This is a genomic window from Eubacterium sp. MSJ-33, assembly GCF_022174665.1.
Lineage (GTDB): Bacteria > Bacillota > Clostridia > Lachnospirales > Lachnospiraceae > Coprococcus_C.
The window spans coordinates 2576638-2593339 of record NZ_CP076562.1; the positions used below are offsets into that span (position 1 = coordinate 2576638).

12 protein-coding genes are annotated in these 16702 nt (G+C 43.1%); all 12 read left to right on the forward strand.

Going from position 1 to position 16702, the window contains the following annotated elements:
- Window positions 1–416: 416 nt before the first annotated feature.
- Window positions 417–1457 (forward strand): alpha/beta hydrolase, encoded by a 1041-nt coding sequence (locus tag KP625_RS12065; RefSeq protein WP_238298067.1) that lies wholly within the window; start codon window positions 417–419, stop codon window positions 1455–1457.
- A 153-nt stretch (window positions 1458–1610) separates the two neighbouring features.
- A complete protein-coding gene (locus KP625_RS12070; protein WP_238298069.1) occupies window positions 1611–2567 on the forward strand; it encodes an L-lactate dehydrogenase in 957 nt (318 codons plus the stop codon).
- 14 nt (window positions 2568–2581) lie between these two features.
- Entirely contained in the window at window positions 2582–3349 is a 768-nt protein-coding gene (locus KP625_RS12075) for a hypothetical protein (protein ID WP_238298071.1), read from the forward strand.
- Between the two features lie 158 nt (window positions 3350–3507).
- Window positions 3508–3894 carry a hypothetical protein gene (locus tag KP625_RS12080; RefSeq protein ID WP_238298073.1) on the forward strand — a complete coding sequence of 129 codons (387 nt, stop codon included), beginning with the start codon at window positions 3508–3510 and terminating at the stop codon, window positions 3892–3894.
- A gap of 320 nt (window positions 3895–4214) precedes the next feature.
- A complete protein-coding gene (locus KP625_RS12085; protein ID WP_238298075.1) occupies window positions 4215–5771 on the forward strand; it encodes an ABC-F family ATP-binding cassette domain-containing protein in 1557 nt (518 codons plus the stop codon).
- Between the two features lie 321 nt (window positions 5772–6092).
- Window positions 6093–7355 (forward strand): substrate-binding domain-containing protein, encoded by a 1263-nt coding sequence (locus KP625_RS12090; protein ID WP_021985018.1) that lies wholly within the window; start codon window positions 6093–6095, stop codon window positions 7353–7355.
- Between the two features lie 92 nt (window positions 7356–7447).
- Window positions 7448–8956: a sugar ABC transporter ATP-binding protein gene (locus tag KP625_RS12095; RefSeq protein WP_021985019.1), complete on the forward strand. Its 1509-nt coding sequence runs from the start codon at window positions 7448–7450 to the stop codon at window positions 8954–8956.
- Between the two features lie 18 nt (window positions 8957–8974).
- Window positions 8975–10627 (forward strand): galactose/methyl galactoside ABC transporter permease MglC, encoded by a 1653-nt coding sequence (locus tag KP625_RS12100; RefSeq protein ID WP_238298077.1) that lies wholly within the window; start codon window positions 8975–8977, stop codon window positions 10625–10627.
- 538 nt (window positions 10628–11165) lie between these two features.
- A complete protein-coding gene (locus KP625_RS12105) occupies window positions 11166–12770 on the forward strand; it encodes a response regulator (protein ID WP_238298079.1) in 1605 nt (534 codons plus the stop codon).
- A 36-nt stretch (window positions 12771–12806) separates the two neighbouring features.
- Complete coding sequence (locus KP625_RS12110) at window positions 12807–14690, forward strand: sensor histidine kinase (protein WP_370641372.1); 1884 nt, start codon at window positions 12807–12809, stop codon at window positions 14688–14690.
- Window positions 14677–15648, forward strand: coding sequence for a sugar ABC transporter substrate-binding protein (locus KP625_RS12115; RefSeq protein WP_238298082.1), 972 nt, complete (start codon window positions 14677–14679; stop codon window positions 15646–15648). Before KP625_RS12110 ends, KP625_RS12115 begins: the two co-directional genes overlap by 14 nt.
- Entirely contained in the window at window positions 15641–16684 is a 1044-nt protein-coding gene (locus KP625_RS12120; RefSeq protein ID WP_238298084.1) for a galactose ABC transporter substrate-binding protein, read from the forward strand. The genes KP625_RS12115 and KP625_RS12120 overlap by 8 nt, the downstream gene beginning before the upstream one ends.
- The last annotated feature ends 18 nt before the right edge of the window (window positions 16685–16702 follow it).

Here is a 16702-nt window from a genome sequence, read left to right on the forward strand (position 1 = left end):
ATAAACGATGCAGAAATGATATCCGCGTATGCGAACAAGATGCTTCGCAATCTGTAAGAAGGATTCCGAAGCAGGATAACATCGAAACAATATACATGCGTATATTTATTTATGGAAATGTTATTGTTCAAGGTAAATGCTTATGAGTTATCCGTTATCGGTTATATGTTTTTGTTCATGGATATAATAAATAAGGGATGTCTGACAAACAATTTACTTATCTAATATTTTAATTGTTCTGCTTGAAAACCTGCGGGAAACCGCGTGCGGAGGTTCGGTTACAGGCACATAATCTGATTGAATACGATAATTTAGAAGAGATGCTGGGAAGACAACTTGTACTTAAATAAGACAGAGAGACGCTCCTTTTGCCCCCAGTATTGTGACAAAAGAAACGTCCCGAAAGGAGAGCAGTTATGATAAATGTAGCAGAGATTACGAAGCGAGGAGCGGAGAACAAAGAACTTCCGCCATGGGTGAATATGCGCCATGCGTGGATGGTGAATGACGGATTGCGCGACAAAGATCTGGAATATCCGGAAAATGTTGTACAGATCAAAAATTTTGATTATAAGAAGAAATTGGATGCAGAGCGGTTTGCTGCGATTTTGGATAGCTGGAAGATGGATAAGCAAAGGGAGCTGTTGTATGCATCATCCGGGGATGCATCGGACATTGATTCAGACAGCTATGTATCGAACAGTCTGTTTGATCTTTGTGTGCCGGCATCCTATATGGGAGACTCGGATAAAGCATATCCGGTGATTGTCAGTGTGCATGGTGGTGGCTGGTTTTATGGAGATAAAGAACTGTATAGCCATTATTGCTGTCATTTGGCACAGAGCGGATTTGTAGTTGTGAATTTTAATTATCGTTTGTCACCGCAGAATAAATATCCGTCTGCTATAGAGGATGTGGCATATCTCGTAAAATATATTGATGATCATGCGCGGGTGTTTGGTCTGGATATGAATCGGTTTTTCATGTTGGGAGATTCGGCGGGAGCACAGCTTACTGCGCAGTATTGTATTGCTGCGTCAAATCAGGAATATCGGGAGAAACTGGATTATTTTACCTATGATAAACGACCAGCCAGAATCTGCTTGAATTGTGGTGCATACGATATGGGAAAGCGGGATGACACGATTTTAGACTGGTATCTTAGAAAAGAGAATTCACTTGTTGTGTCCAAAGAACAGTACCAGTTGTTTATGGAGCAGTTAGCTTATATGAATATAGATTTCCCGGAAACATATCTGATGTACAGTGAAAATGATGATCTGCGGTTTCACACGATAGAACTGGATAAGAGGATGAATGATATTGGTGTGGCGCATGTAACGCGGGCATTTGGTGCGGGGCATCCGGAAAGTGGCCATGTATTTCATCTGAATCTTCGAAATCCAGATGGTATACAGTGCAACGTGGAGGAGTGTTCTTTTTTCAAAAACAAATAAAACTACAAGTTAAATGATTAGTAGAAAAATACGCAGGTACAAAGTGCTTGCGTGTTTTTTTATAAATACAAATTGACAAATTATAGAATTATTATTATACTGAAATAGTAATAATTACTATTATTGAAAAATTAAACCAAGGGGGAACCAATTATGGGAAATAATAAAGTAAATGCAAAAAAAGCGGTTATGATCGGCTGTGGATTTGTGGGATCGGCATCCGTCTTTGCTTTGATGCAGAGTGGATTATTCACAGAGATTGCATTGATTGATGCGGACAGGAACAAAGCGGAGGGAGAGGCAATGGATATCAGCCATGGAATCCCATTTGCTTCACCGATGCGGATTTATGCAGGAGATTATGACGATGTAGCGGATGCGGGAATCGTGATTATCTCCGCGGGGGCCGGACAGAAACCGGGGGAGACAAGACTGGATCTGGTGAACAAGAATGTTGCAATTTTTAAGTCTATTATCCCGGAGATTGCAAAGCGGAAGTTCGATGGAATCCTGCTTGTGGTAGCGAATCCGGTCGATATTCTGACACAGGTGGCAATCAAATTGTCCGGACTTCCGGAGCAGAGGGTGATTGGTTCCGGCACAGTGTTAGACAGTGCCAGACTGAAATATAAGCTTGGTGAACATTTGTCTGTGGACAGCCGGAGCGTGCATGCGTTTATCGTGGGCGAACATGGCGACAGCGAAGTCGTTGCATGGTCATCTGCAAATGTCTCCGGTGTGGAATTAAGCGAGATGTGCGAGATGCGTGGACATTATCAGCATAAGGAAAATACGCGGGAGATTGCAGATGCAGTCAAGAACAGTGCATATGAAATTATTAACCGGAAGCATGCAACGTATTATGGAATCGCGATGTCTGTAAGGAGAATCTGTGAGGTGATCATGCGGGATGAGAAATCCATCCTGCCGGTTTCGCACATGATACATGGTGCGTATGGCATCGAGGATGTGGTGCTGAGTATGCCTGCGATTGTCGGTGCAGATGGCGTGGAGACAGATATTCCGATCAAGTTAAGCGGCGAAGAGGCTCTGAAATTAAAGGAATCGGCAGATGCATTGAAAGAGATTCTTGCATCGCTGGAGTTATAGAAGGAGGAATCGTCATGGATTTACGGGTTGGAGTGTCCACGGTTGTTATGAACTGGCTGATTATGTTATATTTCATTATTTTATTTGCGGAACGTGTACAGAGCATCGTGCGTTCCATAAGGGATAAAGATGTGAAACTGTTCGGAAGTGGCTTCGATAGTTATGTGTATCTGGCTGTGTTCTTATCGCTCGCTGCATTTCTTGTTTTATTGGCAGTGGGGAATGCAGCGTTCCTGCAATCATTATTTACGATGGATATGAACGTGTATCGTTCCATTGATTACCGGATGCTTTCCATAACCGCAGGAGTCATTCTTGTGTCTGGCATGGTACATACGGAATATACGATTCCGGGAATCCAGTTTGCATCTTACGGAATGCTGATTGCGGCTTTGATTATCAAGACGGCATGCGTAAACGCACAGGCGAAAGACAGTGTATTGTTATGGATGTCACTGATCTATCTGATATTATTCTCCATGGCAATTCCGGTCATGTATCATTCGGAAATTGAGAAGGCCACACTCTTTCATGTGATAGAAGCGGTTGTTTCACTTGCACTTGTTGCAGCGTTCGCAGTCTTGATGTACAAAGTGCTGATAGGAAATGCAGTCGATCTGTTCTATGTAATTCCGATTGCCATCGCCGTAATCGGAGATACAATCATCGTGGCAATGCGCTGGAAAGAAAAGGTGAATGGCTTTGTTTTGATATTCCTGATCGCAGCGTCGGTCATGTGGATTGCCGGAAGGATCGCGGCCGCGGTGCGCCTGCATGGATAGGATATAAAAGTTGTTGGTAAAGATAGAATGAAACTGTTGTCAATGTTAAGTTATGCAAGCATTGGCAGCAGTTTTTTCTGTATACAGTTTGTTTGAAGTATGATAGAATCGAAAACAAGTATGTAATTATTTTCTAAGAGGAAAACAGGGAGGAACGAATGAAAGAATTATTGCAGTTTTTATTGGGAATCGTACTTACATTTATCGGAGTGATTATCTTCTTGCAGAACGTCGTTGTGAGCAGCTTCACGCTATTTTTCCGGATGGGACGCGTGAATGTCGGCGGTATTCTGATTGTGCTGATCGTTGTGGCATTTATCACGTTTATCGTGAAGCCGAACATGCTGACCGGACTTTCGCTGATCGGTTTGTGCATTGCATTTTTCGTATGCCTTGTCATTTCGCTGAACGTATCCATGCGTTATATGACCGGTCTGGAGCTGGCACTGATCCTCGGCACGATCGGCGTCGGTGTCGGATTCATCATCAAGGGTCTGCTCGGTGTAAATAAAGCAGACAAAGAAGGAAAGAAACAAGGAAAATAATAAAGATAGAGGACAATTGCGAAACGAGAAATTATACGGTTAATCATATATTTCGATATTGATTCGTGAATATATACGATATGTTTGGAGTTTAGAAGTTCTTAATGTTCTATGAAGATAGAAGCCATGTTTGAACACGATGTTCAAACAAGCCGCCACTGAGCCATGGACGGCGAATTGGCGGCGGTGGCGTATAATATGATTTGTGAATTAGAACATTTAGAACTTCTTAACTTCAATACATTGTATATGGAATGAATCAATATCGAAATATATGTTGAACGTATATACGTTTCGCAATTGCCTGAAAGGAAAGACAGATGATTTTAAATGTTGAGAATTTAACGCACGGTTTTGGCGACCGTGCAATCTTTAATAATGTATCGTTCCGCCTGCTTGCGGGCGAGCATATCGGCCTGGTCGGTGCGAATGGCGAAGGAAAAAGTACGTTCATGAATATCGTGACCGGTACACTCGCACCGGACGAAGGAAAAGTAGAATGGAACAAGCATGTGCGGGTTGGATACTTAGACCAGCATGCCGTGCTGGAGAAGGGCATGACGATCGAGGATGTCCTGAAGTCTGCATTTTCATATCTGTTTGATATGGAGCAGAACATCAACGAGATCTATGAGAGCATGGCGGATGCGACGGACGATGAAATCGCAGAGATGATGGAAGAGGTTGGTACGCTGCAGGATATGCTGACGAACCACGATTTTTATATGATCGATGCAAAGGTCGAACAGGTGGCACGGGCACTCGGACTTCTGGAGCTTGGGCTTGACCATGATGTGACGGATTTAAGTGGTGGACAGCGTACGAAGGTGCTGCTTGCGAAACTGCTTTTGGAGAAGCCGGAAATCCTGCTTTTAGACGAGCCGACGAACTATCTCGATGCGGAGCATATCGAATGGCTGAAGCGGTATCTGCAGGAATATGAGAATGCATTTATCCTGATCAGTCATGATATTCCGTTCTTGAATGATGTCGTGAATATCATCTATCATATGGAAAATCAGGAGCTGAACCGCTACGTCGGAAACTATGACAAGTTCTTAGAAGTTTATGAGGCGAAGAAGGCACAGCAGGAGGCTGCCTACCGGAAACAGCAGCAGGAGATCAATGAGCTGAAGGATTTCGTGGCAAGAAACAAAGCACGTGTTGCCACAAGAAATATGGCGATGTCGAGACAGAAGAAGCTTGACAAGATGGATGTGATCGAGCTTGCCAAGGAGAAACCAAAGCCGGAGTTTTACTTCAAGGAAGCCCGGACACCGGGTAAGATGCTTTTTGAGACGGAGGATCTCATCATCGGATATGATAAGAATGCACCGCTTTCCAAGCCAATCAATCTGCGGATGGAGCGCGGCGAGAAGATTGCGATTATCGGAACAAATGGAATCGGTAAAAGTACATTGCTAAAAAGTCTGCTCGGAATCGTACCGGCATTATCCGGCAAGGTGGAACTGGGCGACTATCTGTACAAGGGATATTTCGAACAGGAGATGGCAGGCACAGACAACACCTGCCTGGAGGAAATCTGGCAGGAATTTCCGGGATATTCTCAGTATGAGGTACGATCCGCATTGGCAAAATGTGGCCTTACGACGAAGCACATCGAGAGCAAGGTGCGTGTCTTGAGTGGTGGAGAACAGGCGAAGGTGCGTCTGTGTAAGCTTATCAACCGGGAGTCAAACCTGTTGATCTTAGATGAGCCGACAAACCATTTGGATGTGGAAGCGAAGGACGAGTTAAAACGGGCGTTGAAGGAATATCATGGTTCCGTACTTTTAGTCTGCCATGAGCCGGAATTTTATTCGGATATTGTGACGAAGGTATGGAATCTTGAAGAGTTCAGCCAGTTAGCAGTATAGAGTTTCAACGATAAGCTGTAGCAAGCTGCAACGTCATATGAAAATTTGATAATAATAAAGTATATAAATGCCGTTTGTTTGTGAAAACAGACGGTGTTTTTTATGCTAATAAATTTTGGTTCGTCAAAATTCATATAAAAATTTCATATAATCAAAAAAAATTGCTAATATATCCAAAAATATTCTATTCTTTCCGGACCTCATTCCCAATATAATGAATTTAGTCAATGAGACAGGGAATGATTCAAAAAAAATGTACAAAATGAACAAAAAGTACGAAGGAACATTTCAACAAGTATTTCATTCATAGGAGGAAAGAGTATGAAGAAGAAAAAAATCTTAGCTGTAATCGCAGCAGCAACAATGGCACTGTCAATGGTAGGATGTGGATCATCAGGTGGTGGTTCTTCATCAAGCGGAGTTGCAAATAAGGATAAGCCGCTTGTATGGTACAACCGTCAGCCTTCCAACTCATCAACCGGAGAGCTTGACAAAACAGCCCTTAACTTTAACAAAGATACTTACTATGTAGGTTTCGATGCGAATCAGGGTGCTGAGCTTCAGGGTGAGATGGTACTTGACTACATCAAGAAGAATGCAGCAACGATCGACCGTAACGGTGATGGCGTAATCGGATATGTACTCGCAATCGGCGATATCGGACATAACGATTCCATCGCACGTACAAGAGGTGTCCGTTCCGCACTTGGAACAGGCGTGGATGCAAATGGCGCAGTTGATTCAGCACCAGCCGGTACAAACGTAGATGGATCTGCAAAGGTTGTACAGGATGCAACACTGGAAGTAGATGGAAAGAAATACACAATCCGTGAGCTTGCTTCACAGGAGATGAAGAACTCTGCAGGTGCTACATGGGATGCAGCAACCGCAGGTAACGCAATCGGTACATGGACAGCTTCTTTCGGTGATCAGATCGATGTAGTTGTTTCTAACAACGATGGTATGGGAATGTCAATGTTCAACGCTTGGGCAAAGGACAACAAGGTTCCTACATTTGGATACGATGCAAACAGCGATGCAGTAGCAGCTATCGCAGAAGGCTACGGCGGAACAATTTCACAGCATGCAGACGTTCAGGCTTACCTTACACTCCGTGTTCTTCGTAACGCACTTGACGGCGTAGATGTAGACACAGGTATCGGTACAGCAGATGAAGCTGGCAACAAGCTTGATGAGGGTGTTGATTACAGATACTCAGCAGAAGAGAGATCTTACTACGCATTGAACATTGCAGTAACAGCTGATAACTATCAGGATTTCACAGACTCAACAAAGGTTTATGACAAGGTTTCTAAGCAGCTCGACTCTAGCAAGAGCCCAGAAAAGAAGGTATGGCTTGATATCTACAACGCTTCAGATAACTTCTTAAGCTCAACATACCAGCCACTTCTTCAGAATTACGATGATCTTCTGAACCTGAAGGTTGATTACATCGGTGGTGATGGTCAGACAGAGTCTAACATCACAAACCGTCTTGGTAACCCTGGTGAGTACGATGCATTTGCAATCAACATGGTTAAGACAGACAACGCAGCATCTTACACATCAATTCTTAACAAGTAAGAGAACTGATTGAACGAACGGTAAATGATTTAACCAAAGAAGGGTGTCACCTAAAATTGATACCCTTCTTTTTAAGAAAGGGAAGTAGAGATATGGCAGATGATAAGAATAAATACATCTTATCGATTCATGGCATGAGTAAATCATTCGGAAGAAACAAGGTTCTTAACCACATTGATTTGAATGTGAAGCCAGGATCCATCATGGGACTTATGGGTGAGAATGGTGCCGGAAAATCGACAATGATGAAATGTCTCTTCGGAACCTATCAGAAGGACGAAGGAACAATCGTATTAGATGGCAAGGAAGTTAATTTCTCTGGACCAAAGGATGCACTCGAAAACGGAGTTGCAATGGTACATCAGGAATTAAATCAGTGTCTGGAAAGAAATGTAATTGATAATTTGTTCCTCGGTCGATACCCAAAGAATTCACTTGGTGTGGTCGATGAGGGCAGAATGAAAAAAGAAGCATCTGATCTGTTCAGAAAGCTTGGAATCACAGTGAACCTTACGCAGCCGATGAAGAAGATGTCTGTATCAAAGCGTCAGATGTGTGAGATTGCGAAGGCAATTTCATACAATTCAAAGGTAATTGTACTTGATGAGCCGACTTCATCCCTGACAGCACCGGAAGTAGCAAAGCTCTTCAAGATGATGCGTCAGCTTAAAGAACAGGGAATCTCCCTGATTTATATCTCCCATAAGATGGACGAGATCTTCGAGATCTGCGACCAGATTTCCGTATTGCGGGATGGCAGTCTCGTAATGACGAAGGACAGCAAAGATACAAACATGAACGAACTCATATCAGCCATGGTAGGCCGTTCTCTGGATAACAGATTCCCGCCGGTTGATAATACACCGGGAGAGACAATTCTCTCCGTGCAGAACCTTTCAACAAAATATGCACCGAAGCTCCAGAATATCTCCTTCGATGTGAAAAAAGGCGAGATATTTGGTTTGTATGGATTGGTCGGTGCAGGTCGTACAGAGCTTCTTGAGACGATATTTGGTATGCGTACAAGAGCAGCCGGAAACGTTATCTATGATGGTAAGATGATGAATTTTGCATCTCCGAAGGATGCGATGAATCATGGATTTGCCCTCATTACAGAGGAACGTAAGGCAAATGGTCTGTTCTTAAAAGCAGATATAACATTTAACACAACCATTGCAAATATGAACCATTATAAGAGTGGACTTGCACTCTCACATGATGACATGGTGCGGGCAACCGCAGAGGAAATCAAGGTCATGCATACGAAATGTATGGGACCGGATGATATGATTGCAAATCTGTCTGGTGGTAATCAGCAGAAGGTAATCTTCGGTAAATGGTTGGAGCGGTCTCCGAACATCTTTATGATGGACGATCCGACAAGAGGTATTGATGTTGGAGCAAAATATGAGATTTACGAGTTGATCATTAACATGGCAAAGCAGGGTAAGACAATTATTGTTGTTTCTTCTGAGATGCCGGAGATCCTCGGAATCACAAACCGTATTGGCGTTATGTCGAACGGACATTTGGCAGGTATTGTCAATACGAAGGAGACAAATCAGGAAGAATTATTAAAGCTTAGTGCGAAATATTTGTAATAGAGAGGAGTTTTGGCGATGGCAGATAAAAGTATGATCCTTTCGGCAGAAGCAGAAGTAGCGCTTTTGAAGCCGATTGATGAATATGTAGGAAAAATACAGAAGCAGATCGATGCACTTCGTGTAGATGGATCTGACAAGGTTCGAAGCTTAAAGAACCATATCGCAATTGCGAAAGAAGACAAGAATTTAACAAAGGAAGAGAGAGCAAAGATTATTGCGAAGGATAAGGCGGACTTAGAGAAAGCAAAATCTGTAGAATCTGCAAATAAGGACAAGGTTTCAAAGCTTGTTTCCGATGCAGAAGGTTATCTCTCCAAGCATTACAAGAGTGACTACTATGAGAAGGTAGTTGCAAGCTGTGAGGCAGAGAAGGCAGCAGAGAATGCCTCTTATGACAAGATTGTGGCAACCATTAAGACAGAGCACGAGCAGGCTTTGGCAAAGCTTTCTGATTCCGAGGAAATCAAGGATGAGAAGTATGTATATCGTAACCGCCTGTTTGATGCACAGATGACACATGAGTCTAAATTGCAGGAAATCAAGGATAGAAAGCACGATGCATTTGCACATAAGTTCCATTTGATCGATCTGCTCCGTATGTCTAAGTATACATTTGGACAGAAGCAGTCACAGAAGGTAGAAAACTACAAGTACACATTCAATACAACACAGTTTTTATATAAGAATGGTCTGTACATTGTAATTTTACTCATCTTTATTGCATTGTGTATCATCACACCGATTGTAAAGCATACACAGCTTTTGACACTGACAAATATCTTAAATATTTTGCAGCAGGCTTCCCCTCGTATGTTCTTAGCCCTTGGTGTTGCCGGTCTGATTCTGTTAACGGGTACCGACCTTTCCATCGGACGTATGGTAGGTATGGGTATGGTAACCGCAACTATCATCATGCATAGTGGTGTAAATACCGGTGGCGTATTCGGACATATCTTTGATTTTACAGGTATTCCGGTAGCGGGCAGAGCCATTATTGCACTTGTTGCATGTATCATACTTACAACTGTATTTGCAAGTATTGCCGGTTTCTTCATGGCGAAGTATAAGATGCATCCATTCATTTCAACCATGGCGAACATGCTGATTATCTTCGGACTTGTTACATACGCAACAAAGGGTGTATCCTTCGGTGCAATTGAGTCAAGTATTCCGAACATGTTTATTCCAAATCTTGGTGGATTCCCAACCATCATTATCTGGGCAGTTGTAGCAGTCATTGTTGTATGGTTCATCTGGAACAAGACAACATTTGGTAAGAACCTTTACGCAGTTGGTGGTAATCCGGAAGCAGCTTCTGTATCTGGTATTTCCGTATTCAAGGTAACAATGGGAGCATTCATCTTAGCAGGTATCCTTTATGGATTCGGTTCGTGGCTTGAGTGTAACCGTATGGTTGGATCCGGTAGTGCCGCATATGGACAAGGCTGGGATATGGATGCAATTGCAGCCTGCGTAGTAGGTGGTGTATCCTTCACAGGTGGTATCGGTAAGATCTCCGGTGTTGTAACTGGTGTACTGATCTTCACATCCCTTACATACTCTCTGACAATCCTTGGTATTGATACAAACCTTCAGTTTATCTTCGAAGGTATTATCATCCTTGCAGCTGTAACACTTGACTGTCTGAAGTATGTTCAGAAGAAGTAATAAAAGTAATCAAATAAAGATGTAACCGAAGGAAGGGTCGCCTTGTCTATCGAAGAGGATGGAGAGGCGGCTTTTCCTGTATATTGTATATAATGTCAAAACGCAATAAAACCAATTGGAGTGGGAAGCAATCAGCTAGATATTTAGGTATCTTTATAGTGATAACTTTGGTATAATAAGGACAATAAAACAACAAAGAACAATAAGAATTGCTGGGTAGTTCGGAAATCATTTGAATATGTGGATGATTGGTTTTTCTATGACTTCGTGAACATATACGATATGTTTGGAACTTAGAAGTACTTGATATTCTGCTTGATTTCAGCAATGTTTGAACACGATGTTCAAACAAGCCGCTGTTGAGACATGGATGTCGAATCAGCGGCGGTTGCGTGCGAGATGAATATTGGAAACAGAATATCGTAGTACTTCTTAGTTTCAATGCATTGTATATGGAATGAAGTGATAGGAAAACCAATCCGACACATAAACTTATATTTTCAACCTACCCGGCAGGTGATAACAAGTGGGGTGCTACATGGAAAAATATAAAGTGCTTCTGGTGGATGACGAAGCAGAAGTCATTGAAGTAATTGAACAACGCATACAATGGGACGACCTTGGATTTACCGTTGTTGGTAACGCAACCAACGGAGTGAAAGCACTTGAACTGGTTGAGAAGCTTCAACCGGATGTCGTGATTACAGATATCAAGATGCCATATATGGATGGATTGGAGTTATCCCGCCGTTTAAACCGGGACTTTCAGAATATTCACATTATAATATTTACCGGATTTGATGAGTTCGAATATGCAAAGGAAGCTGTGCATCTGGAAGTTGAGGAATATATGCTGAAACCGATAAATGCAACAGAACTGTCTGATTGTCTGAGACGTCTGAAGGACACGCTGGACCGGGAACGGGAAGAAAAACTGAATGTAACACGTCTGGAGAACTATTTCAATGCAGCACTTCCGGTACTGCAGAATAACTTCTTTGTATCTCTCATTGAGGGACGGGTGACAGAAGAAAACTGTGGGAAATTTTTTGCCGCGTATCAGATTGATATGAAAGGACCATATTATGGATGTGCAATTTTCCACACTTCGGAACATCATGTGCCGGACGGTATGAATCCGTTGCTGCTTGCGATGTCTGTTGAACATGAGATCAAGGAACGGCTTGCGACAGAGTGGAAGAGCCAGGTATTCTCTTATCTTGGAAATACACTGATGCTGATAGAGCTTTCATCGGAGGACGCGATTGTGCAGTTTACGGATTCGTGTGATCGATTCTGCAAATGGGCTTATCGTGTGATGGGGGCGGTGGTTACGGCAGGTATCGGTCGTGTATGTGACAATATGGCAAATATTAAAACGTCTTACGATGGTGCCAGAGAGGCAGTATCATACAGGGTACTGTATGGAACGAAACGTGCGATCAATATTGCCGAGCTTGCACCGAAGGAACAGGAAACAACCTTGCAGCCAGAAGATACAAGAATGCATGATTTGTTCAAAGCCATTCATTTAGGGTTAAAGGAAGAGATTGAGAAGGTCGTTGTAAATGAAATAGAAAAGCTGCACAGCAATGCACAGACGGTCAGTCAGTATAATCTTGCAATCATGGAGATGGTGGGAGCATTTTACAGGTTTTGTGCAAATAATTTCCTTGATTTTAATGATTATCTGCACGGAATCCAGAATCCTTACGAGACGATTCCGCAGATGGATGAGAGTACACTTACGGCATGGATGCAGGAAGTTTCCGTAGAGCTTGGGGAACAGTTGAAAAATGCTCGAAACAGTACATCGAGACGGCTTGTGACAGATGCACAGAATCTTGTACGTGAGCGTTATATGGAGCCGGATTTGTCATTGGACACAATCTGTTCTGTGCTTGGGGTATCGAATTCGTATTTTTCGTCGGTGTTCAAGAAGGAGACAGGAAAAGCGTTTATTACGTATCTGACGGATTACCGGATGGATCATGCGGCAACACTGATACTGGAAACAAATGAGAAAAGCTATCAGATTGCTGAGCGAGTGGGATATCTGGATGCGAATTATTTCAGTTATGTATTCAAGAAACGATTTGGCGTGTCACCATCGAAGTATCGGGCACAGCATACGAATCAGTAAGAAAATAATAGGGGAAATGGATTGAAAACAAGAGATATGGGAAAATTGCAAAAGAAGGAAAGCTGGCTTCAAAGGTGGATGAAAAAGCAGGGCTGGATGCATCATAGAAGATTTATCGGACTGGATATACAGTCAATCATTATGGCGGTTCTTACTGCACTTACGTTGATTACGACAATTACAATTGGCCTGCTTCTGTATAATCGTTTTAAAATGGCGATGAAACAGACGGCTGTGTCGAATGCAGAGAGCATGGTCGAAAGCACAGTGGATAAGCTGGATGCGGAATTGTTGAATGTCCGTCAGATAATGAATGCAGTGAATTACAATATCATTCAGGAAAATGATATCTCCAGCGATGATTTTAACCGCCAGTTTAGCCTGCTTTATGAAATCAACACAGATAAGGTTCAAAGCATGGCGCTGTATGACAGCGATGGTGCACAGCTTGTGGCAGAACCGGTTTCAGAACGCAAGAAGGGCGTAAAGGCATCCGAACAGGACTGGTATACAAATGCAGAGGAGGATATTGAAAATGTGCATTTCTCCCTGCCACATATCCAGAATCTGTTTGAGGATGGCACATACCGGTATTACTGGGTCATTTCCCTTAGCCGTTCCGTGGATATTAACGATGGAGAAAAACCGCGTAGTGGTGTATTGCTGGTAGATATGAAATATTCTGTGATATCAAATACGATGAAGCGGATTAATGAGTCTTCAAACGGTATTTATTATTACCTTTGCAGCCGGGATGGGCAGATGATTTATCATCCAAGACATGCAGACATCGACCGTGGATATTTTTCGGAAAACTGTGAGAAAACATCTCAATTAGAAGACGGAACGTATGAGCTTTCCCTGAATGGAAGACCGGGAAATGTTGTTGTGAGTAGTGTGGCATATACCGGCTGGAAGCTGGTCGGTGTGATTCCGGATCGTGTACAGACAGTAAATATCAACCGGTTCCGGTATTATATTATCACAGCCATCCTGATTTTGATGATGATGCTGCTCGAAGTAAACCGGATCATATCAAGAAAGATCTCACGTCCAATCCTGCGGCTGAATGAGTCAGTCAAGGCATATGAGACAGGTGGGGATACGGATATCTATATTGGTGGTTCTTCGGAAATCAGGCATCTCGGATATTCGGTCAAGAAGTCCTATGAACAGATAGAGAATTTGATGCAGGAGATTATCCGGGAACAGACTGAACGCAGAAAGAGTGAGATGGATGCACTGCAAAGTCAGATTAATCCGCATTTCCTATATAATACGCTCGAGTCGATTACATGGATGGTTGGGGCACAGAAGAATAAAGAAGCGGTTCTCATGATTTCGGAGCTTGCCAGACTGCTTCGAATCAGTCTGTCGAAGGGCAGAACCGTAATCCGGATTGCGGATGAACTGCAGCACAGCCGAAGTTATATGAATATCCAGCTTGTGCGCTATAAAGAACGGTTTCGTGTGGACTTTGATATTGATGAGGAAGTCAATGATTACTGTACGGTCAAGCTCATCGTGCAGCCGATTCTGGAAAATGCAATCTATTACGGTGTTGGGAATATGGATGAGGATGACGGCGGTATGATTACGGTACGCGGCGAGAAAAAGGGAGATGATATCTATCTCTCTGTCGAAGATAATGGTATGGGCATGAGTGAGGAGACGGTTGAAAATATCCTCAAGGATAACAATAAAGTGCCAAAGCATGGTTCCGGTGTAGGACTTATCAATGTGCACAACCGGATTCAGTTGATGTTTGGAAACGAATATGGCCTTCAGGTTTACAGTGAGGCTGATGAAGGAACGAAGATTGTGATACACATTCCGGCAATTCCTTTTACGGAGGAGAACCGGCAACAGCTCGAGGCGCAAAGCTATAGAAATGGGAGGGTTACAGATGAAACGAGATAAATTAACTTTCCTCATTGCAGAGCTTATTCTGATTGCTCTTGCAGCCTTCTTCATACATAAAATCTTTCAGGAGGATGTCGCTCAAAAGCGTGTAGCGGTTATCCTGCAGAATTCCGGTGACACCCGATGGGAGGGTGTGATCAATGGATTAAAGCAATCTGCGAAAAACAATAATCTGCATCTGATTATCTGCAATACGGATGATATAGTAAGCGCGCAGGACGAGCGGGAGTTGATTGCGGAACAGCTTGAGAATGATGTGGATGCATTTATCCTGTGCCCGGCACCGGGGGCAGATACAAAGGAGATGCTGGACTGGCTAGGAGAACAGAAACCATTTGTGCTGATCACGGAGGATGCATATATGAGCAACCCGGAAGATACAAGCGGGTATGCGACGGTGAAATCGGATAATTACGAGATCGGTTATACACTCGGAACACAACTGATCCGAAAGGATGGAGAGCAATTAAGCGGAAAAACAATCGGTGTTATTGCCGGACGTGCCGAGACTGAGGCAAGTGTCAATCGCATTCAGGGATTGAAGGATGCAATTTCCGGGTATGACTGCGAGATTGCATGGGAATATAATGATGAGAACGATGCCGATATCTGTGCGGTTGTGGATGCAAAAAAATCGGTTGATTATATGGTTGTCATGGATACCGGTGCATTGGATACCCTTGGGGAAATGTCCCAGAATGGTGAGTATAACGGCGCAAAAATCTACGGTGTCGGAACAAGTATGAAATCCATATCCTTATTGGATGGGGGACACGTGCAATGTCTGGTTATTCCCGACGGATATGGGATTGGCTATGAGAGTGTTCTGGAGATTTCGCATAAGCTGACCAAGGCGTTTTATTCGGTAAAAAGCCATGAGAAAGAAGTGAAGGTTATCTATAAGGAAGATTTATTCTCCGATGAGATAGAAAGGTTTTTGTATTCGTATGAGTAGAAGAGACGTAAAGAAGAATATTATAGTATGGTTGTGTGTGTTGGTATTTTTGATTTCACTGACAGGCTGCGGAAATCAGGACACAAAAACCGATCATACGTTGCGTGTCGGTGTCGTGACATATACACCGGACGACCCGTTTATCAATGCAATGACAGATATAATAAAAAGTAATCTGAAAGCAAAAGAGAGCAATACGATGAAGGTAATCGTATCTGTAAGAAGCGGTGACAATGATCAGCAGGAGCAGGATGAGATCGTTGAGGAAATGATTGATGCCGGATGTGATGTTTTATGCGTGAATCTGGTTGACCGGACGGTACCGTCGAATATTGTCCGGATGGCCCGGCAGAATGATATTCCGGTTATTTTCTTTAACCGTGAACCGGTGCAGGAGGATCTCCTTCAGTGGGATAAGCTTTTCTATGTAGGATGTGATGCAGCACAGTCCGGTGAGATGCAGGGGGAGATTGCGGCGGAGTATATCAGGAATCACCCGGAGGTCGATAAGAATGGCGATGGGAAGATCCAATATGTGCTTTTAGAAGGGGAAGCCGGACATCAGGATGCTATCAGCCGGACAGACCTTTCGGTTAAGACGATGATTGAGAATGAAATAGAACTTGAAAAACTCAGTTATCAGTTTGCAGACTGGAATCGTGCACAGGCGGAAAACCGGATGAGTCAGTTGATTGAACAGTATGGTTCCGAGATTGAGCTGATTTTATCGAATAACGATGAGATGGCACTTGGTGCTGTAGAGGCGTACAAAAACGCCGGATATAAGGAAGAAGAACGACCGATTATCTTTGGAATCGATGGTCTGACCGATGCATTGGAAGCAATCGAATCCGGTACGATGCAGGGAACGGTTTATAACGACAAAGAGGATCAGGCGAGGATGATTGCACTTTTGACGGTCGCATTGTTTCAGAAAAGCGATATCGAAGGGTATGGACTGGAGGATGACATCTATTATATGTCACAGTATCGTAAGGTAGATGGGAACAATGTAGATACCTTTCTTGAAAAGTAAGGAAGGCTGCAACTGGAA

Coding starts and splice junctions, on each gene's coding strand:
- KP625_RS12075 (WP_238298071.1), top strand. CDS start 2,582: ATGGATTTACGGGTTGGAGTGTCCACGGTTGTTATGAACTGGCTGATT.
- KP625_RS12065 (WP_238298067.1), top strand. CDS start 417: ATGATAAATGTAGCAGAGATTACGAAGCGAGGAGCGGAGAACAAAGAA.
- KP625_RS12070 (WP_238298069.1), top strand. CDS start 1,611: ATGGGAAATAATAAAGTAAATGCAAAAAAAGCGGTTATGATCGGCTGT.
- KP625_RS12085 (WP_238298075.1), top strand. CDS start 4,215: ATGATTTTAAATGTTGAGAATTTAACGCACGGTTTTGGCGACCGTGCA.
- KP625_RS12120 (WP_238298084.1), top strand. CDS start 15,641: ATGAGTAGAAGAGACGTAAAGAAGAATATTATAGTATGGTTGTGTGTG.
- KP625_RS12090 (WP_021985018.1), top strand. CDS start 6,093: ATGAAGAAGAAAAAAATCTTAGCTGTAATCGCAGCAGCAACAATGGCA.
- KP625_RS12095 (WP_021985019.1), top strand. CDS start 7,448: ATGGCAGATGATAAGAATAAATACATCTTATCGATTCATGGCATGAGT.
- KP625_RS12080 (WP_238298073.1), top strand. CDS start 3,508: ATGAAAGAATTATTGCAGTTTTTATTGGGAATCGTACTTACATTTATC.
- KP625_RS12100 (WP_238298077.1), top strand. CDS start 8,975: ATGGCAGATAAAAGTATGATCCTTTCGGCAGAAGCAGAAGTAGCGCTT.
- KP625_RS12105 (WP_238298079.1), top strand. CDS start 11,166: ATGGAAAAATATAAAGTGCTTCTGGTGGATGACGAAGCAGAAGTCATT.
- KP625_RS12110 (WP_370641372.1), top strand. CDS start 12,807: ATGGGAAAATTGCAAAAGAAGGAAAGCTGGCTTCAAAGGTGGATGAAA.
- KP625_RS12115 (WP_238298082.1), top strand. CDS start 14,677: ATGAAACGAGATAAATTAACTTTCCTCATTGCAGAGCTTATTCTGATT.